General features: G+C 55.1%; 16 protein-coding genes and 1 tRNA gene. 12 read left to right on the forward strand and 5 right to left on the reverse strand.

Going from position 1 to position 20,089, the window contains the following annotated elements:
- Positions 1–2: 2 nt before the first annotated feature.
- The 8 genes from AABB29_RS07320 to AABB29_RS07355 all read left to right on the forward strand — a co-directional run bounded on the left by AABB29_RS07320 (position 3) and on the right by AABB29_RS07355 (position 9,962).
- Positions 3–671 (forward strand): YceI family protein, encoded by a 669-nt coding sequence (locus tag AABB29_RS07320; RefSeq protein WP_341367562.1) that lies wholly within the window; start codon positions 3–5, stop codon positions 669–671.
- 5 nt (positions 672–676) lie between these two features.
- Positions 677–1,270, forward strand: a complete 594-nt coding sequence (locus AABB29_RS07325) for a cytochrome b/b6 domain-containing protein (protein ID WP_341367561.1) — start codon at positions 677–679, stop codon at positions 1,268–1,270.
- A complete protein-coding gene (locus AABB29_RS07330; protein WP_341367560.1) occupies positions 1,267–1,815 on the forward strand; it encodes a YceI family protein in 549 nt (182 codons plus the stop codon). The genes AABB29_RS07325 and AABB29_RS07330 overlap by 4 nt, the downstream gene beginning before the upstream one ends.
- Before the next feature lie 14 nt (positions 1,816–1,829).
- The gene (locus AABB29_RS07335) at positions 1,830–2,594 is read left to right on the forward strand and encodes an SDR family oxidoreductase (RefSeq protein WP_341367559.1); all 765 of its coding nucleotides are present in this window, start codon (positions 1,830–1,832) and stop codon (positions 2,592–2,594) included.
- A 423-nt stretch (positions 2,595–3,017) separates the two neighbouring features.
- Positions 3,018–4,412: a 3' terminal RNA ribose 2'-O-methyltransferase Hen1 gene (locus AABB29_RS07340; protein WP_341367558.1), complete on the forward strand. Its 1,395-nt coding sequence runs from the start codon at positions 3,018–3,020 to the stop codon at positions 4,410–4,412.
- Positions 4,409–5,521, forward strand: a complete 1,113-nt coding sequence (locus AABB29_RS07345; protein WP_341367557.1) for a nucleotidyltransferase domain-containing protein — start codon at positions 4,409–4,411, stop codon at positions 5,519–5,521. Before AABB29_RS07340 ends, AABB29_RS07345 begins: the two co-directional genes overlap by 4 nt.
- Positions 5,518–8,073 carry a polynucleotide kinase-phosphatase gene (locus AABB29_RS07350; protein WP_341367556.1) on the forward strand — a complete coding sequence of 852 codons (2,556 nt, stop codon included), beginning with the start codon at positions 5,518–5,520 and terminating at the stop codon, positions 8,071–8,073. The genes AABB29_RS07345 and AABB29_RS07350 overlap by 4 nt, the downstream gene beginning before the upstream one ends.
- 305 nt (positions 8,074–8,378) lie before the next feature.
- Complete coding sequence (locus tag AABB29_RS07355; protein WP_373636906.1) at positions 8,379–9,962, forward strand: recombinase family protein; 1,584 nt, start codon at positions 8,379–8,381, stop codon at positions 9,960–9,962.
- On the opposite strand, the gene AABB29_RS07360 is transcribed toward AABB29_RS07355, so the two are convergent.
- Positions 9,919–9,995: transfer RNA gene (locus tag AABB29_RS07360), tRNA-Met, on the reverse strand. The two genes, AABB29_RS07355 and AABB29_RS07360, sit on opposite strands and share 44 nt — an antisense overlap.
- Positions 9,996–10,099: 104 nt before the next feature.
- Positions 10,100–11,989, reverse strand: a complete 1,890-nt coding sequence (locus AABB29_RS07365; protein ID WP_341367554.1) for a polysaccharide lyase family 7 protein — start codon at positions 11,987–11,989, stop codon at positions 10,100–10,102.
- A 184-nt stretch (positions 11,990–12,173) separates the two neighbouring features.
- On the opposite strand from AABB29_RS07365, the gene AABB29_RS07370 reads away from it, so the two are divergent.
- From AABB29_RS07370 to AABB29_RS07385, 4 genes are all read left to right on the forward strand, one after another.
- Positions 12,174–12,692, forward strand: coding sequence for a redoxin domain-containing protein (locus AABB29_RS07370; RefSeq protein ID WP_341367553.1), 519 nt, complete (start codon positions 12,174–12,176; stop codon positions 12,690–12,692).
- 282 nt (positions 12,693–12,974) lie between these two features.
- Positions 12,975–13,958 carry a TRAP transporter substrate-binding protein gene (locus AABB29_RS07375; RefSeq protein ID WP_341367552.1) on the forward strand — a complete coding sequence of 328 codons (984 nt, stop codon included), beginning with the start codon at positions 12,975–12,977 and terminating at the stop codon, positions 13,956–13,958.
- A 92-nt stretch (positions 13,959–14,050) separates the two neighbouring features.
- Positions 14,051–14,593 carry a TRAP transporter small permease gene (locus tag AABB29_RS07380; RefSeq protein WP_341367551.1) on the forward strand — a complete coding sequence of 181 codons (543 nt, stop codon included), beginning with the start codon at positions 14,051–14,053 and terminating at the stop codon, positions 14,591–14,593.
- 1 nt (position 14,594) lies between these two features.
- Positions 14,595–15,878 (forward strand): TRAP transporter large permease, encoded by a 1,284-nt coding sequence (locus AABB29_RS07385; protein ID WP_341367550.1) that lies wholly within the window; start codon positions 14,595–14,597, stop codon positions 15,876–15,878.
- 35 nt (positions 15,879–15,913) lie between these two features.
- Here AABB29_RS07385 and AABB29_RS07390 read toward each other — a convergent pair whose 3' ends face one another.
- From AABB29_RS07390 to AABB29_RS07400, 3 genes are all read right to left on the reverse strand, one after another.
- Complete coding sequence (locus AABB29_RS07390; protein WP_373636851.1) at positions 15,914–17,344, reverse strand: mannitol dehydrogenase family protein; 1,431 nt, start codon at positions 17,342–17,344, stop codon at positions 15,914–15,916.
- A 42-nt stretch (positions 17,345–17,386) separates the two neighbouring features.
- Positions 17,387–18,793: a glucuronate isomerase gene (gene uxaC, locus AABB29_RS07395; protein ID WP_341367547.1), complete on the reverse strand. Its 1,407-nt coding sequence runs from the start codon at positions 18,791–18,793 to the stop codon at positions 17,387–17,389.
- Between the two features lie 149 nt (positions 18,794–18,942).
- A complete protein-coding gene (locus tag AABB29_RS07400; RefSeq protein ID WP_341367546.1) occupies positions 18,943–20,088 on the reverse strand; it encodes an iron-containing alcohol dehydrogenase in 1,146 nt (381 codons plus the stop codon).
- Position 20,089 lies beyond the last annotated feature (1 nt).

Here is a 20,089-nt window from a genome sequence, read left to right on the forward strand (position 1 = left end):
TTATGAAAACGTTTCTTACAACCCTGTCTGCTGCCGCCATGCTCGCTGTGCCGGTCATCGCTGAACCTGTCGAATGGACACTTGATTTGGGCCACGCCTATTTGGGCTGGGAAATCGACCACATGAACATGGCCAACACGGTCGGGCGTTTCAACGATTTCGACGGGACCTTCATTATTGACGAGGCAGACCCAGCCAATTCGCAGATCACCTTCACCGTGCAAACAGTTTCCATCGACAGCAATCACGAGGCGCGCGATGGTCACTTGCGCAATGCCGATTACTTCAATGTCGAAGCTTTCCCTGAAATGACCTTTACGTCAAACGAAGTGCAGATGTTGACGCCGACGTCAGGAAAGTTGCTGGGTGAATTGGAACTGTTGGGCGTCACCGCGCCATTGACGTTGGACTTTACCATGGTCAACGACCGCAACTACCCTGATTTCATTCCGGATTATGACGAAGTCCGCGTGGTCGGTTTCCATGCCACTGGTGAAGTTGCACGTCTGGATCACGGGATGGACTTCATCGCCTTCATCGGCAGCCCGACCGGATTTACTGTGTCTGTCGACGCCCGTTTTGATCTGGTGCAATGCGCAGGCATGCCCGAGACAAACATACCGTGTAACTGGGGCCGCGTCGAAGGCTTCGGCGAAGCTGACGAAGGCTAAGCACGATGCAATGGCACCCTGTCCTCAAGTCTTTGCACTGGCTGATGGCGGTGCTGTTGCTGGCCATGCTGGCTATGGGCTTCACGATGTCGCGGCTGGCCCATGCGGCCGCCACCACTGGCGATTACAGCGTGACCCTGTTGGGATTGAGTATCTTTGATGCGTTCCAACTTCACAAATCCATCGGCGTCTTGCTGTTTGCTCTGTTGGTGGCGCGCGGGGTGATCCGCTTTGCCACAAAGGCCCCACATCACGCCCATCTGAAACCGATTGAACGGCGCGCTGCGGCTCTCGTCCATCTTGGGCTCTATTGCCTTATGCTGACGATGCCCATCACAGGTTGGTTGCTTGCATCGTCGTCACCGCTGGGCATCCCGACGATTGTGTTTGGGCTGTTTTCACTACCTCATCCAATTCACCCCAGCACGGGGGCTGAGATGTTGTTCGGCTGGCTGCATTTCCTGGGCGGCTGTGCCTTGGGCGCTCTGGCCGCCATGCACATCGCCGCTGCGCTCAAACATCATTTTGTTGATCGTGACGACGTGCTGACGTCGATGCTTCCGGCATTGCTGCGTTTGCGCGAAAGGAGAAAACCATGAAACTGATCACGCATATCGGGGCCTTTTGGCTTTTGGCGTCTTCGGCTGCGGCTCAAACCACGTGGGCCGTTGATCATGATAGCAGCGCGCTATCCTTTGGCATCGAGATCGGTGGGGCCGAAGCATTTGGTCGTTTCGACGGCTGGAGCGCCGAGATCATTTATGACGAACAGGCACCGCAAGATGCGCAAGTTGCTGTCACCATCGACATGACGACGGCGCGGATCGACAATGCTCAGGCGGCACAGGCTTTGCTTAGTCCGACATGGTTAGATGTTAGCGGCTTTCCAGAGGCGCGTTTTGACGGCTCTGGGTTCGCGTCCATACAGGATGGCGATTTGAAGATGGATGGCGATTTGGCCCTGAAAGGGGTCACCATGCTTGTTCCGTTGGTCGGGCAGATCACCATTGATGGCACCACCGCATCAGCCCGATTTGAGGCCACATTAACCCGCTCTGAATTCGGCGTCGGCGACGCCAATCCAGCCATTGCCCCAACCGTGAACATTGTTGCGACGGTCAATGCACTGAAAATCGATTACTGAAGGAGGCCTGAAATATGAAAAACCTAGAAAACCAAACAGCCATCATTACGGGCGCAAGCCGCGGGATCGGTGAGGCCGCAGCACGCCACCTTGCGTCGTTGGGTGCGACCGTCGTTCTTGCGGCCCGTACAGAAAATCAGATCGACGCCATTGCCGCCGAGATCACACAAGCCGGCGGCACAGCATCGTCTTTTGTGTGTGACGTGAGCGATCACACGGCCGTCAGGGCATTGATTAACCATGCCGATAGCACCTTCGGTCGTGTCGATGTATTGTTGAACAACGCCGGCCTGATCGACCCGATCAGCAGTATCGCGGACAGCGACCCGGAGGCCTGGGGTGACATCATCGATGTGAACGTCAAGGGCGTCTACCACGGTCTGCGCTATGCGATCCCCGTGATGCAGGCGCAGGGCTGGGGAACGATTATTAACATCTCATCTGGCGCCGCAAATTCCTTCCTCGAAGGCTGGAGCCATTATTGCGCCTCCAAGGCTGCAGTCCTGCGTTTGACCGGTGTTGCGCACAAAGAAGCGGCGGAACAAGGCGTGCGCGTTATCGGATTGTCGCCAGGGACCGTGGCGACCAAGATGCAAGAACAGATACGCGACAGCGGCATTAATCCGGTTAGCCAAATTCCGTGGGAAAACCACATCTCGCCGGAATGGGTCGCCCGCGCGATCGTCTTCCTGACCACACCGGATGCCGATCCCTGGCTTGGGACAGATTTTTCGCTCAAGACCGAAGACGGCAGAGCCGCGATAGGGATGCGCGCGTAACACAACGCGCCATCGTTTGGTTGAAATACGATTGGTTTTGGCGCCGCCAGGTCTTGCAGGGGACGTGCTGTTGCAGCGCCGTGAAGCCTATCTGAGAAGATCAGCCAACACTTTTGGACTGACCTGTCATGCGGTTGGTCGGTACGTGATCGAAGTGAAATTACACCAGTCAGTGACACCCCTAACAAACACCAGGTTTGACGTGGGGTTGCACGGTGAATTGGGTGCGATGATGGAAGTGGTAGGTCAAAACGACCGACGCCCAGCAGGGTTAACTGCTGGGCGTTCGTTGTCAGTGGTTGCGGGAGTTCGCACACACCGAAAGAGAACTCTGTTTGTCTTAAATCTATAGGCAATCACATTGTTGCCAAGTTGTGGTGTTGATAGTCAGTAATTCACCGCAGTTTATTGAGACCCATTGATATGCAGATCGAAATCACATTGCTGGCAAAAGAAGGGGCAGACTATTCCGCACGTGATCTCGGCTTTCTGCTGCATAAGCACCCAGATCACGTGCACACCAAGAAGACATCTGCGGGTGATGCGACGATTTTCTATCCCGAGGTATCAGACGAACGCACGACAGCGGTATTGCATCTCGAAGTTGATCCAATTGGTTTGGTTCGCGGTAAGAACCAGCAGTCAGATGGGCTTTTGGCTCAGTACGTGAACGACCGACCCTATGTGGCGAACTCGTTCTTGTCGGTTGCAATGGGCCGGTCGTTTGCACAGACGATGGCGGGCAAATCCAAGGACCGTCAGGAATTGGCCGATCAGCCGTTGGATTTCGAAATCCGTATTTTGCCTGTTGCACTGGCTGGGGATCGAGAACTGCTGACTTCGCTTTTCGAACCTCTGGGATACACGATTCTATCGCCTGACACAGTTGATGATCAGACGGTAATCGACCTACGTCTGATGGCTTGCCTAAGGCTGGCTGACATACTGAACCACCTGCATGTGTTGATCCCAGTCATGGACAACTTCAAGCATTACTTCGTGGCGCAGGAAGAGATCGACAAGCTGTTGGCAAAGGGAGAGGGCTGGTTGGCTGATCACCCTGCCAAGGAACTGATCACCCGTCGGGCGTTGAAGCATCGTCGCTCATTGGCGAACTTGGCTTTGGCTCGGTTGGAGGAGTCCTCGGTCGCAGATAACGAGGAAGAGACCCCAAAACTGAAGCCTGAAGAGCAACTGGAAAAGCCACTGCGCTTACATGCCATTAGATTGGATACGGTTGCCGATGTCCTTCGACAGAGGAACGTGAAATCGGTTCTCGACCTTGGCTGTGGCGAAGGGAAGCTGATCGCACGACTGATCAAAGAACGGGGTATTGATCGGATCGTTGGTGTTGATCCATCTGTCCGGACCTTGGAAGCTGCTCATCGGAAGCTGCGCCTCCATCAAGCTGGTGATGCCATGTCCGAACGTGTGGCATTGCAGATGGGTAGCCTGACCTATGGTGATCGTCGGTGGAAAAGCTTCGATGCAGCTACGCTTGTAGAGGTCATCGAACATATTGAACCACACAGGTTATCAGCTTTGGTGATGTCACTCTTCGCAGACGCTCGACCCAATATGGTCGTGATGACGACACCGAACCGCGAATACAACGTCCTGTTTGAGACGATGAAGGAAAACCAACTGCGGCACCCGGACCATCGTTTTGAGTGGACACGGGCCGAGTTCGAGGGCTGGGCCAATGAGGTTGCCGCACAACATGGGTATACCACTGAGTTCGCGCCTCTTGGTCCTGTTGACGAGGTGCATGGCGGCCCCTCGCAGATGGCGACCTTCACATTGGGGGAGCCATCATGACGCTTCCAGCCTTTGTGCCAAGCATCTCGTCAGAGATCGAATGTGTGATCCAATCTAAGCTGACCGCGTTGGAGGCCGAACACGACGTACGGGTCCTGTTTGCCATCGAAAGTGGTAGCCGTGCATGGGGCTTTCCGTCGCCCGATAGCGACTATGATGTGCGTTTCATCTATGCGCACAAACCCGATTGGTACCTGAGCATTGAGCCGGGGCGCGATGTCATCGAATTGCCAATCGAGGGCGACTGGGACATCAACGGCTGGGATATTCGCAAGGCGCTTGGCCTGTTGATCAAACCCAACCCTGTGATGTTGGAATGGCTTTCAAGCCCCATCCGATACAGGTGGAACGATGATCTCTGCGAACGGCTGATCCGGTTTGCCGATAAGACGACGTTTGGCGAATCCTGCCTGCATCACTACCGCAATCTGGCGGTCAAACAGTGGGACAAGCATGTTGGTGACAACTCAGATGTGCCGTTGAAGAAGTATTTCTACATTTTGCGGCCCGTTCTGGCGATTTCGTGGATTAAACAAAATCCAACGGTGCAGCCACCGATGAACCTACAGGCTCTGGTTGAGGGGCAATCTCTTTCGGAGGAGCTTGTCGGTCAGATCGAGAAACTTCTGGTGCTCAAATCAGCCGCGAAAGAAATTGGTCGCGGAGAACGCATTCCGATGATCGATGCGTTTATCCATGAACAGATCGCATGGGCTGAAGTAGTGGCAAGACAAGATGAACGGCCAGACTTGATGGCTGAAGGTGACGCCTTGTTGCGTGCAATTGTGAACCCATCGAGCCGACTAAGGGCCAGATCAGAACATGCAAACCTTCTTTGCCAGGTTGTGAATCGTCCGGGAATGTACTTCGGACCGAATAGTCTGTCTGAAGCAATCGGTTTCATATCAGGATTGGGAGTAGGTGCACCAAAAAGTGCGATGAGTGACTTTCAAGATTGGTTCACATCGCGATTTTTTGACGAGCCTATGGCACAGCATTGGAGTTATCTGATTCGAACAATACCGGACTGTTCGACTGACGATGACGGCAAAAACGTAGCGGCGTTTCTAGCGATAGTAAGACTGTATTTGGAAGAGTTTAAACAGTGACCAAGATTTCCATTCCCGACTTCGCCCTTGTTGTCTTGATCGGGTCCACTGGCTCAGGCAAATCCAGTTTTGCAGCTAAGCATTTCTTAGGGACCGAGATCATCTCCTCGGATCATTGCCGTGCTTTGGTGTCGGATGACGAAACCGATCTGGCAGCCACTGGCGATGCGTTTGATTTGTTGAACTATACCGCCGCCATTCGTCTGAAACGGCGGCTGTTGACGGTTATCGATGCGACCTCGGTCAAGCGCGAAGATCGGTCCAAGCTTGTGCAGCTTGCGCGTAAGTACCACGCTTTGCCGGTTGCACTGGTGTTGGATATCGACCCCAAGATTTGCCATGAACGCAATCAACAGCGGCCAAACCGTGATTTTGGTGAGCATGTCACACGCAACCACGCCAAGGCCCTGCGTCGGGGATTGCGTGGCTTGCAGAAGGAAGGCTTTCGCAACGTTCATATCATGAAGTCCCCCGAAGATGTCGACGCCCTTCAGATCGAACGTCAACCGCTATGGACAGACAACCGCCAAGATCATGGCCCGTTCGATATCATTGGTGACATCCACGGGTGTTTCGACGAGTTGACCGAACTGTTGGGCAATCTCGGCTATCAGATCGATCCGTATGAAGATGGATCAGAAGACCTGATCCGCGCCCGACATCCCGAAGGACGCATCGCCTTCTTTGTCGGCGACATCACGGATCGCGGCCCTAAAAACCTCAATGCGCTGCGGTTGGTGATGGGGATGTGTGACGAAGGCTCCGGCAGATGCGTTGTCGGCAACCATGACTTCAAGCTGAACAAATGGCTCAAGGGTAAGTCAGTTACGCAAACACATGGACTCGATCTAACGGTCGCGGAGCTTGAGCAGACCTCTGATGCATTCCGCAAACAGGCCAGTGACTTCATATGGGACTTGCGGTCCCACGCATGGCTTGCCGATGGTAAACTGGTCATCGCCCATGCTGGATTGAAGGAAGAGATGCATGGACGCGGGTCAGGTCATGTCCGCAACTTCGCTATGTTCGGAGAAACCACAGGCGAGGTTGATGAGTTCGGCCTTCCGGTGCGCCTTGAATGGGCCAAAGACTACCGTGGTAAGGCCGATGTTGTCTTCGGTCACACGCCCATGGCTGATGCTGAATGGTTGAACCACACGATGTGTATCGATACTGGCTGCGTCTTTGGCGGTAAGCTGACTGCGCTACGTTGGCCTGAACGGGAAACTGTGTCTGTCCCTGCAAAGCAGCAATACGCAATCCCCGCCAAACCTCTGGATGCAGGGCAGTCGTTGACCGCGCAGCAGGACCACGACAAGCTTCTATACTTCGACGACTACGCGACGAAGATGCGGATCGAGACGCGGTTCAAGTCCACGATCCAAATCCCGGAAGAGAACAGCCTCGCTGCTCTGGAAGTCATGAGCCGCTTTGCGGTTGATCCCCGTTGGTTGATCTATTTGCCACCAACAATGGCAGCATGTCCTACGGCTTCAGAAGGGCCGTTCCTTGAGCGGCCAGAGCAGGCCATGGATCACTATGCTGGACGTGGCGTGACCGATCTTGTCGTCGAAGAAAAACACATGGGATCACGGGCGCTACTGGTTGTCGCCAAAAATGCAGAGGCTGCTCAGGTGCGATTTGGCGTCGAAGATGGCAAAGCTGGTGTCATCTTCACGCGAACAGGGCGACCGTTCTTCAAGGACGAAACATCAGAGGCGGCTGTGGTTGGGCGTGTGGCGGCATCTATGCAGTCATCGGGTCTTTGGGATGAGTTGGGAACTGACTGGGTGCTGCTGGATGCGGAATTGATGCCGTGGTCGGCCAAGGCACAGGACCTGCTGAAGCGTCAATACTATCCGACAGTGGCTGCTGCTGAACAATCCGCCGCCGCATTGATCGAAGCATTGATCCGTAAAGGTGATGCAGATGACTTGTCCGATCTGAAGGCCAAAGCTGAGATCAGGCTGTCGAATGCACGACTGATGGGCAAGACCATTGATGGGTATTGCTGGCAGGCTGGCAGCATCGATGATTATCGGATTGCACCGTTCCATATTCTGGCGAGTGAAGGCCATGTTCACTCGGATAGACCGCACACTTGGCATATGGAAACAATCTCAGAACTGGCTGAAGGTGACCCGATCATTCAAGCAACGGGTTGGAAGCGGATCAATCTCGATGATCCCGCAGAACGGAAAGCGGTTGTTGAATGGTGGCTCGACCACACATCTAAGGGCGGTGAAGGGCTGGTGTTCAAGCCAACCGACTTCTTGGTGCGCGGTGAAAAAGGCATGATCCAACCTGCGATGAAGGTACGTGGACGTGACTACCTCCGCATCATCTACGGTCCTGACTATGACTTACCCGAGAACATCGAACGACTGCGACAACGCGGCCTGGGAAGAAAATTCTCACTGGCGGAACGTGAGTTCAAACTGGGCTTTGAGGGATTGCACCGTTTCGTGGAAGGTTTACCGCTGTCGAAAGTACATGAATGCGCATTGGCCGTGTTGGCGTTGGAGAGCGAACCTGTCGATCCAAGGCTCTAAACGACAACGTATTCAGCACAGTCTTTGCTGAGCCTATCAGTGCGCATCCACAACAGGTCACGAGGGTGGAGAACTCAGACCAATACTGTGGGTCTGATCATGGAATCCCAATTTTTCTCTGCGGATCAAAACCGCTCCAAACCTGTTATCCCTTCACAATCCGAGGGAGTGTCCGAAATTCTTTTTCAGCTTAGCCGTCTGTTTGGCCGACAAGCTGCACTGGACTTCGTGCGCAACCCTGACATGCTTCTCGAAGGAGAGGTAGAATGACTCGGTGCGTGATATACTGTCGGTACTCAACCGACATGCAGAAAGAATCCTCCCTGATTGATCAGGAGCGTGAAGCACGTGAGTATGCCACAAAGAATGGATGGGAAGTTGTACGTGTCTATGCTGACGCGGCACTGAGCGGGGGCAGTGCCTATCAGCCTGAATTTGAGCAACTCATGAGCGATGCAGAAAACGGTGACTTCGAGATTGTTCTCGCCGAGTCTCTGGATCGATTGTCACGAAACCTGACGGATATTTCGAAGCTACACGATGAGCTAAGCTTCATTGGAGTTCGACTCTTCACAATTCAATACGGTGAGATGAGCAAAATGCTCGTCGGTTTCCTTGGTACCATTGCGGACAATTTTGTCGCTGACCTGCGGGCCAAGGTGAAACGGGGCCAGCGGGGTCGGATCATTGACGGCAAAACCGCTGGAGGTGTCGGGTACGGCTATGCTGTGGGTGAACCTGGCGTCCGCACCATTGACCCCGAGCAAGCTGTGATCGTGAACCGCATATTCTCAATGTACGCCGATGGGGTCAGCCCTCGCATGATTGCCAAGGTTCTCAACGATGAAGGTGTGGCGGGTCCGAAAGGGGCGGTTTGGAAGGACACCACCATTCGCGGCCAACGCGACCGTGGTACAGGCTTTCTGAACAACGAAGCCTACATCGGTAGAATAGTCTATGGGCGGACTGAGTACAGAAAGAACCCCAAGACCGGAAAGCGTGTATCAAGAACTCAGCCAGAAGAGAACTGGACGGTCACAGAAGTCCCCGAACTCAGGATCATTGATGATAAATTATGGCAACGGGTCAAAGTCCAGCAGGAGAACAACACTCTTGTCATGCCCAGGGACGGCGAAAACCACGCATTGAACCGTAAGCATCGCAAGGTACATCCGTTGTCTGGCGTACTGACATGTGGTGTATGTGGTGGCCCATTGGCGATCACAGCCAAAGATCGGTACGGTTGTTCGGCTTATCGTGCATCTAAGACCTGCAACAACCAGAAGAACATCCTACGCTCCGAGGTAGAGGAACGAGTCTTCGAGGGTCTTCGGACTGGTCTGTTGAACTCGGAATACTTGGACCAGTTCACGGCCGAGTTTCAGAAAGAGGTCGAGAGGCTCCGAAAAACAACCGCATCAGAACTGAGCCTGAAGAAGAAACGATTAACCGATGTGACTCGCCAGATTGACCGTATCGTCGATCACATCGTCAATGGCACCGATACCAAGAGCATCACGAGTAAGCTTGTTGATCTCGAAGCCGAAAAGGAATCGTTGGAAGTCGCGCTCTCTGAGCATGAGGAAGAGAGCAGTGTTGTCCCTATCCACAACATTGGTCAGGTGTATCGTGCCAAGATCAGACAGCTAACTGACGGGTTGAGCGATCCGGCCATCCGCCTTCGCGCTATTGAAGCGATCCAGAGCCTTATTGACCACATCAAGGTAACCCCAACAAACACTGGGTTTGACGTGGAACTCCACGGTGAATTGGGCGCGATCATGGAAGTGGTGGACACAAAACACGAACGCCCAGCAGTTAACTCTGCTGGGCGTTCGTTGTCGGTGGTTGCGGGAGTAGGATTTGAACCTACGACCTTCAGGTTATGAGCCTGACGAGCTACCGGGCTGCTCCATCCCGCGCCAAGTTCGGGTGGGATAAGCCTCTTTTTCGCTGACTACAATGCCAAAAAGCCCGATGTGATCAAAAAATTTACATTTCGATCACACCGGGCCCGCAGAGCGCCTTAGTTCTGCGGGGGAGGATTATGTTCGTTCTCCAAAGCGTAGAACGTCACCTGGTCAAAGTCCCGTTCGGGCCAGGTGGAGGTGTCATTTTGCGAATAGGCGCCTGCCTTGAAATACATGAAGTCATTGGCGTGTGAGTATCCACTATTCACCATATCCAACGTTGGCGCTGCGATCACCGTGCCATCAGCCCGTGTGATCGTCACATCCAGCATCGGATGGATTACCCCGTCGATTTCTTGACCAGTCACTGCGATTTCATACGAAAACTGCTCGCCCAAGAGAATCCCATCAGGGTTGTTTTCCAGCCGGTCGCCGCGTCCGCCGATAATGTCCACATAGACATCATCGCCATCTGGCACCTCATGCGCATAGTAGATCGACCCATGCGTGTTGAAGGGCAGTTTGCGGTAATACAGCCGGATCGGCTCGTCATCTTTGGCGTGGATTTGCCCGATGATCACCCGGCCGACCTTACCTTGCTCACCGATGCGCGTGACTTGATCGACGGATACGGTTGCACGGAGCACACCATCAACACCGCCCGCAAGAGCCTGGGCTTCTAAAGGTGCCGACGAGAAAACCCAGTTATTCTTGTTGGGCGTGCCATCGTTGATCCGGGTACGGATGCTGTCATCACCGGCACGCAGCATCTCGCGCAACTCTGACCGTGGATAGTTGGAGTTTGGCGTGGTGCTGCCCAAGGTTGAGCGGAAGACCATCGCGCCCGAAACCGGGTCGGTGTAGAAATAGTCTGTATCCGACCAACCGCCTGCCAGGTCAGCTTCGCCGATTTCATCGGCGCGGCCGTCACCATCCAAATCGGGCGGAATGGTGATCTTCCAATCGCTAAGATCGAAGTTCCCTGATGGTGCAACCGCCAGATCGAAACCAAGCGGGCTGATCCCCGAAACAGTAGCCGATTCTGTGCCATCACCGGTCGATTCGATTTCGTTCAGACCACATCCAAATACCTGGGCTTCGACGACGCTGTTCCAGGCGTTTGACGTATTGCCCAGCCCCGTGATCCGGACAAACCGGGCGACGGTGTCATCCATGTCGTAACGCTCAATCGCGGTGGTGCTACCGCCGCTTGGGCTGCGTGGGATGACGGATGTGTATTCAGTGCCATCAGTTGAAACTGCGACCTCGAAAAAAGACTGACGTTCGTTGCCCTTATACCAGGCCAGCCCGATTTCCTTGACTGTGTGTGGCAGTCCCAGATCTAAAAGCAGCTCTTTGCCTTCATTTTCAGAGGACCAGCGGGAATCCGGGTTGAAATCGTGATCAACCGCCATTTCTGGTGGGTGGATGTCTTCGGATGTGCCGTTATCGCTGGCAAGTTTGATGGCCAATTGCGACATCCGATCACAGCCGCCCTCAATGGTGGTGTAAACACGCGGACCGGCCGCGCGGGCCTCGGCTGCGGCAAGTGCAGGACCGCTTTTTGCAACAAGATCAAAATCATCAAACCGGCCTTCGCCGCCATTGGCCGCGCCGAAGATCATCATCGGGCCGCCATCGCTGGTTGAGAACGGGATACTGACGGGGATCCACTCTTCGCCATTGCCTTCTGAGCTGACGGTCAGGGTTTCGCCATCAACCTCAATACCAACGGTGCCGGGTCCTTTGATATGGGCGATCAGTTCATATTCCGACCCGGGCTCAGCCAGCACGATTTGTTCGAACCGGCCAGGGGCCTGTTCGATCTTTGCCGATTTTTCACCACTCAGAAAATGACCCGAAATAGATGTGGCGTCTTTGTTGGGGTCAACATCGGTCCAACCGGACCACCCCATTTCGAAACCTGGGTTAACAAGTTCCTGCGACGTGGCGACGCTCGCCCCGCATGCAAGAAGAACAGACAGTGAGACGCTTGAGATGCGCATTGTATTCCTCCCAAAATATCAATGCGATGAATACTAGTAGACTAGCATACAACGAGTCCAGCAAAACCACACAACTTTGGGAAGAGAATTGTCTTGCATTCGCATTTGCAGGCCTCGCAGGGTGCCCAAGGGCGCCGCCCAAATTGATTCTGAAAACGATCCCGTCACCGAAGGAGACACATTCATGCCTACCCCAAAGCCTATTGCCGGATCGGTCCTTGCACCGATGTCATTTCCAAAGCTCGGCGGCGGTACGGTCACCGTCGGCGGCCCCAAAGAGAACTGGACACTGTTTGTCGTCTATCGTGGTAAGCACTGCCCGCGTTGTAAAAAATATCTCAATATTCTCGATGGAATGACATCGGACTGGGCCGATGCGGGCTTCGACATTGCGGTTGTATCTGCTGACACGCAGGAAAAAGCGGAAGCCGATCAGGCCGAATTCGGCTGGGGTTTTGATCTGGCCTACGGGTTGACCGAAGGCCAGATGGAAACATTGGGCCTCTACGTGACCGAGCCGCTATCGACTGCCGAAACAGATCGCCGGTTTGCCGAACCGGGTACCTTTGTCATTCGCCCGGATGGAAGTATTCTGCTGATCGCTATCTCGAACGGTCCATCGGCGCGTCCCGAACTGACCGAACTGTTGGACGGTATGATCTTCACCAAAAACAATGATCGACCACCACGCGGCACCGTCTAAATGAACAGCGCTCCGGCCCATTTTGACCATGGGCCGGGCGAATTTGGAAAAATTTGTAAATCCTTAAAGAATCGTTAAAGTGATTTTTGCCTGTCCTTTTGGCAAAAATGCTGCGCAAAATTTACAGCGAAATCAAAGGCAAAGTTAATTTTTTGTGCAGTGCAGAAATCACAGGTTTGACAGGTCGCGGCCGGGTGAATACTAGTATACCGGTTAGCGATCTTTTCCAGATGATTGATCTGGGCTGAGGAACGCGATTTTATATGTATCTGGGAGGATCAAATGAAACATACATTCACGATGCGCGGTGCGCTTGTTGGCGCCTGCATGGCCGTTGCGGCGGCCCCTGCGGCAGCTGAAGAACTGCGCGGCTGGAACATTCACGTCGAAGACTACCCATTGTCCATCGCAATGGAATCTTTCGCAGAAGAAATCGCTGAAAAGACAAATGGCGAGTATACGCTGCAGGTTTTCCACAACGGCGTTCTCGGCTCTCAGCCCGACGCGATTGAGCAGGTTCGCCTGGGCGTGCTGGACATTGGCGGCTTCACATTGGGCCAGATGGGTACATCTATCCCCGAGACCAACGTCGTTTCCCTTCCATTCATCTTCAGCAGCATCCCACAGATGTATGAGCTGATGGACGGCGAAGTTGGCGAAGCGATTGGTGAAGGCATGAAAGCCCGCGGTATCGTGCCTTTGGGCTGGTATGACGCCGGCGCACGTTCGTTCTACAACTCTGTGCGTCCGATCAACACGCCTGCCGATGTTGAAGGTCTGAAAATCCGCGTCATGAACAACAACCTGTTCGTGGACATGGTTGAATCGATGGACGGTAACGCCACACCAATGGCATTTGCCGAAGTCTATCAATCGATCCAGACTGGCGTTGTGGACGGTGCGGAAAATAACCCGCCATCCTACGAATCCACAAGCCACTTTGAAGTTGCAAACTACTACTCACTGACAGAGCACCTGATCATTCCAGAGTGCCTGTGCATGAGCGTTGCAGCTTGGGACAAGCTGACACCAGAGCAGCAGGACATCTTCAAAGAAGCTGGCCGCAATAGCGCTAACCTGCAGCGCGAGCTGTGGCAGGCCCGTGAAGCTGCCAGCATGGAAGTGGTTCAGGCCGGTGGTACAGTTGTAAACACCATCGCTGACAAAGGACCTTTCCAGGCTGCTATGACACCTGTTTACGAAGGCTTCCTGGCTGAAAACCCAGAGCTGACTGACCTGGTCAACATGATCCGCAACGCGGAATAAGCCAGCCCATACAATCTGATCGCCCGAGTGCTTGTGTCGCTCGGGCGGTTTTACAAACTGCCCCCCTTAAATTGTAGTTTAACGAGGCCCCCATGAGCGGTCGCAACGCCCTGATCCATTGGATCGAAAAAACGCTTGATGCCATCCGCACCGCTTGCATCCTTGTCGGGTCCATTGGCGTCATTGTCCTGATCGTCACCCATGGTTGGCTGGTCTTTGGCCGCTACGTGATGAACGACACGCCAACCTGGGTTGAGCGGCTTGGCCTTCTGCTGATCTTCTATGTCGTCTTTTTGGGGGCCGCTGCGGGTGTTCGCGAAGAATCACATCTGGGCGTGACCATGTTCCGCGACATGCTGCCCGCACCTCTGCAGAAAGTCGGGATCATTCTGATCGATCTGATTATGGCCGGCTTTGGCGCCATCATGTTCCTTGCCGGGGTTGAGCTGGTGCAATTTGGATGGGACTCGCAAGTGCCCATGCTGAATATCCCCGAAAGTTTCCGCACCCTGCCGATTACGATCTTTTGCGCTCTGGTCTGCCTGATCTGCAGCGCACGCGCGCTGGTGCGCGTTCTGACCTTTGTTGAATGGGATCCGAACGCCACCGCCAAACAACCAATCGAGGAAAGCTAAGATGGGCCTGACTCTTCTTCTTTGCGTCTTTGCAGGCGCAGTTGTCGTCGGCCTGCCCGTTGCCTTTGCGATGGGGATCGCCGCTGGCGTGGCGTTCTGGTACGAAGGCTTCCCCGCACTGATTACCGTGCAGCGAACCCTTGGCGGCATCGACGTTCAGTCGCTGTTGGCGATCCCTTTCTTTGTTTTCGCCGGTGAAATCATGCTGCATGGCGGGATCGCCCGGCGTCTGGTGCGTCTGGCCTCTGCCCTTGTGGGGCACTTCAAGGGTGGCCTGGCGATGGTAAACATCTTCTCAAGTATGCTGTTCGGCGGCATATCGGGTTCTGCTGTTGCGGATATCTCGGCGCTGGGCTCAATCCTTGTGCCTGTGATGAAAGAGCGCGGCTATCGCCCAGACTTTGCGGTGAACGTTACGGTTACGTCGTCCATCGCTGGAATCGTCATTCCACCAAGCCATAACATGATTATCTTTGCCGTTGTTGCCGGTTCGGGCATCTCGGTTTCGGGTCTGTTTTTGGCGGGGGTTATTCCCGGTATTCTGATGTGTTGCAGCCTTGCCGTGGCCGCCTATATCCTGTCGGTCAAACACAACTACCCCGCCGAGCCTTTCCCAGGGTGGGGCACCGTCGCCCGCGCCTCAGCCGAAGCGATCCCGGGCTTCATGACCGCTGTGATCATCGTGGGCGGAACCTTGTCGGGCATCTTTACAGTCACTGAATCCGGTGCCTTCGGCGCGATCTATGCGGTGATCCTGACCTCGGTCTTTTACCGCAGCCTCAGCTGGAAGTCCTTTATCACAGCCGTGGCCGGGACCGTGCGCACCACCTCAATGGTGATGATCCTGATCGCCTTCGCCGGTGCCTTTGCCTATCTGTTGGCCTTTTATCAGGTACCTGCAAAACTAAGCGCGGCACTGGTGACTGTGTCAGAGAACCCGATCATCATCCTCTTGATGATCAACATCATCCTGCTGATCCTGGGCATGATCATGGATATGGCTGCGCTGATCCTGATCTGCACACCAATCTTCCTGCCAATCGCCATTGGGCTGGGCATGGACCCGACGCAATTCGGGATCATGATGCTGATGAACCTTGGGCTGGGCCTGTGCACCCCGCCGGTGGGCACCTGCCTGTTTGTCGGCTGCGCGGTCGGCAAAATCAGGATCGAAGAAGCGCTGAAATCGATCTGGCCGTTCTATCTGGCGATGTTCTCAGCCTTGATCTTGGTCACATATGTACCAGCGATCTCGCTTTGGTTGCCATCGATCCTGGCGAACTAAGGTATACGGGGCGGCACACTGTGCCGCCCTTCACCTTACAGGACAGCCTTTCGAACAGCGGCCATCGCCCCTTCCGACATCAGCATCGCGTAAGCATCCTTCACCGCACGGCTGAATTCAGGATTTTGTGCAAGCGCCGGATCAAAGACATCCCGGACGGCCAGCAAGCCAGTGACTTGATCCTCGGTATCAGCAGCGGCCTTCAGCTGCTGCGCCAAGGGATCACGCACATCAATCACCGCGCCCTTTTCATCAACGCCCTGCACGTAGCGCATCCACCCAGCCACAGCCAGCGCAAGACAAGGAAACGCGCGGCCTGCTTCAAGACAATCAGCAATTGTGCCAAGCAGCCGCTGCGGCACTTTTTGCGAGCCATCCATGGCAATTTGCCATGTGCGATGCTGGATCGCCGGATTTGCAAAACGGAGGTTCAAATCGTCGCAATAACTTGCAAGGTCTGTGCCTTCTGGCGGCGGGATCGTCGGCAGGACCTCTTGCGTCCAAAGGGCGCGGATGAACCGGGCAAAGCCTTCATCGGCAACGGATTGCGAAATGGTCTCAAACCCCGCCAGATAGCCTAGATAGGCCAGCGCCGAATGGGCGCCGTTCAGGCAGCGCAGTTTCATGCTTTCAAAGGCGGCGACATCAGTCACAAATTGCGCCCCTGCTGTATCCCAGCCAGGGCGTAAACTACCGACAAAGGTATCTTCGATAACCCATTGCCGGAATGGCTCATGCATGACGCAAGCCCTATCCAGATAGCCCTGCCGTGCGGCTAAGGCATCGATATCGGCGTCAGTCGTGGCCGGGGTGATCCGGTCAACCATTGTGCTGGGAAAGGCCCCGTATTGGGCGATCCAATCCGCCAGGTCGGGCGATACCTGCCGGGCAAAGGCCAAAACGACCTTTCGGGTCAGCGCCCCGTTATCCGGCAGGTTATCGCAAGGCAGCACAGTAAAGGGCGGGTGCCCCGCAATTCGTCTGCGCGCCAAGGCAAGCACAAGAAACCCAAGCGCACTTCGGGGGGCGTCAGGATTTGCCAGATCATGGATGATATCCGGATGATCAGCCCGCAAATCGCCCGTCGCCGGATTATGGCAATATCCTTTTTCCGTGATCGTCATGGAAACGATTTTCACCGCAGGATCTGCCATCGCGACCAGCACAGCATTGGGGTTTTCGGGGGCAACTAAGACACTGTTGATCACCTCAACCACGGTGTCTTTCGGCCCCTCAGGGCCAAGCATCACGGATGTGTAAGCGCAATCCTGTGGGCCTAACTGGTCCCGGACAGAGGGGCTGCGCAGACTGACCGCGCAAACGCCCCAATCACCACCCCCAGCTTGCATCGCATCAGCTGTATATGTCCCGCAAAACGCTCGAAAGAAGGCACCGGGCCCTAGATGAACGATACCGGTCTTGGGGCGGGGGGCAGGTGATCTGCGCAGGCGCGGTGTATCGGGCAAATCAGCCTTCCTTAGATGATCAGCAATAAGCGCTGGCGTGCGTCACAACCGATAGGCCTGCTTGGCCAGACGGTAGGTCAGATCATAGGCGACCTCATGCGCTTCGGCCAAGCCAAGCCGCCCGGTGGCGACCAGATTGGCAAGATAGGCACAGTCTGACCGACGGGCCACATCGTGCCGTGCGGGGATCGAACAGAACGCGCGTGTGTCATCATTGAAGCCAACGGTGTTGTAAAAGCCGCAGGTCTCGGTCGTGGCTTCGCGGAACCGCTTGATGCCTTCGTGACTGTCAAAGAACCACCAAGGCGGGCCAAGGCGCAACGCAGGATAAACCCCGGCCAGCGGTGCCAGTTCGCGGCTATAGCTTGTCTCATCCAAGGTGAAGAGGATGATCGTCAGGTCAGGTTCCATCCCGACCGCATCCAGCATTGGCTTGAGCGCTGAAACATATGAGGTCGGCGATGGGATATCAAAGCCCTTGTCCCGCCCATGCGATGCAAAAACCTTGGCCGAGTGATTGCGCCGACTGCCCGCATGGATTTGCAAAACCAGACCGTCATCAAGGCTCATCTTGGCCATCTCGGTCAGCATTTGGGCGCGGAATACCTCAGCCTCGGCAGTAGTGCAGGCGCCGCTACGGACTTTGGCATAAAGGGCGGCGGCGTCGGCCTTGTCCAAATCTTCGGTCCGGGCCGTTGGGTGGCCGTGATCGGTGGCAGTGGCCCCATATTTCTTGAAATAGGCACGGCGAATGCGATGCGCCTTCAAATAGCCCGCCCATGTCGTGGTATCTTCGCCGGTGACCTTGCCGAAGGCTGCCAGATTATCGCGGAATCCTTCATATTCGGGATCAACAACGGCATCGGGCCGATAGGTTGTAATCACACGGCCGGTCCACCCGCTGGCCGCGATTTCCCGGTGGCAGCTCATGTCATCCATCGGGCCTTCGGTGGTTGCCAAGACCTCAACATTGAACCGATCATAAAGGGCGCGGGGCAGGTAGGCATCCTGGGCCAATTTCGCGTCGATATGATCATATATCGCATCGGCCGTATCGGCGTTCAGCCGTTCATTGACGCCAAAGACATGCTCAAAGGAATGATCTAGCCACATTGCAGACGGGGTGGCGCGGAACAGATGGTAGTGCTCGGCAAAGCGGCGCCAGATATCGCGGGGGTCTGTGTCAGGGACACTGCCATCAGCGCGGGGAATGCCCAGATCGTCCATTGATACGCCCTGCGACACAAGCATCCGAAACACATAGTGATCAGGCACCACGAAAAGCTGCGCAGGATCGGGAAAGCGGGTGTTTTTGGCAAACCAGCTGGCGTCGCAATGGCCATGCGGACTGATGATCGGCAACTCCGCAATCGGTTCATAAAGCGCGCGCGCCAGGAACCGAATACGGGGTTCTGCAGGAAAAAGCCGATCAGGGTCCGTTAACTTCATGTAACTTCCTTGCCGAAAATGATCTGTAACCACAGCAGTTCTAACATCAATTAAACGTACGTTCATATGCCTTTAAGACGCCGCCGCGACATTGTCTATCAGACGGCTGCCAAGACGGATTTTCCCTGCCGATGCCAGGCTAAAACCCCTTAAAGACACGCCTCCAACAGCGCTGTTGTATTCTCTTTGTTCATTTCAACAGGGTTGCCACCAGTGCTCGGGTCGGCAAGCGCGCCAGTGACGATACGATCAATGTCGGGATTTTCCACGCCAAGCGCGGTTAGCGTTTTCGGCACCCCAAGACGGGCATTCAGGTCATCCACATAGGCGCAAAACCCGTCAAACCCACCGGAAATTCCCAGATAATTGGCGGCATCAGCCAAAACCGCCGTGATCGCCGGTTTGTTGAATTGTAGGACTGCAGGCATGCAAACCGCGTTCGTTGTGCCGTGATGGGTGTGATACATCGCGCCAATCGGATGGGACAGCGCATGGATCGCACCAAGGCCCTTTTGAAACGCAGTTGCCCCCATCGCGGCGGCGGACATCATATGGGCGCGCGCCTCAAGGTCTGTGCCGTCATCATATGCGCGTGGCAGATATTCCTTTACCAGCCGCATCCCTTCAAGCGCCATGCCTTGCGACATCGGGTGGTAATGGGGCGAACAATAAGCCTCGACACAATGGGCAAAGGCATCAAGCCCGGTGCCCGCCGTGATGAACTTGGGCATCCCAACCGTCAGCTCGGGGTCGCAGATCACGACAGTTGGCAGAAATTTGGGATGGAAGATGATCTTTTTCTCTTCCGTTTCGGAATTGGTGATGACGCTGGCGCGCCCCACCTCGGATCCGGTTCCGGCCGTGGTGGGCACGGCTACGATGGGGGCAATGGCATCGGCATCGGCGCGGGTCCACCAATCGCCGATATCTTCAAAATCCCACAAAGGCCGGGTTTGCCCGGCCAGGAACGCCACCAGCTTGCCCAGATCAAGCCCCGATCCACCGCCAAAGGCCACGACACCGTCATGCCCGCCTTCCTTGAAGGCCTGCACACCCGCGGCGGCATTCTTTTCATTGGGGTTGGGATCCACATCCGCAAAGATGGCGCGGCCCAGACCAGCGGTCTCCAGCAGGTCCAGCGTTTTGGTGGTGATCGCCATGTCGGCCAAACCGCGATCTGTAATCAAAAGCGGTTTCTTGATCCCAGCAGCAGCGCAGGCATCCGCGATTTCGGCAATGCGTCCTGCGCCAAAGCGCACGGCAGTTGGATAAGACCAATTGGCAGTCAGGGTCATG

Origin of the sequence: Yoonia sp. BS5-3, assembly GCF_038069655.2 — a bacterium.
Taxonomy (GTDB): domain Bacteria; phylum Pseudomonadota; class Alphaproteobacteria; order Rhodobacterales; family Rhodobacteraceae; genus Yoonia; species Yoonia phaeophyticola.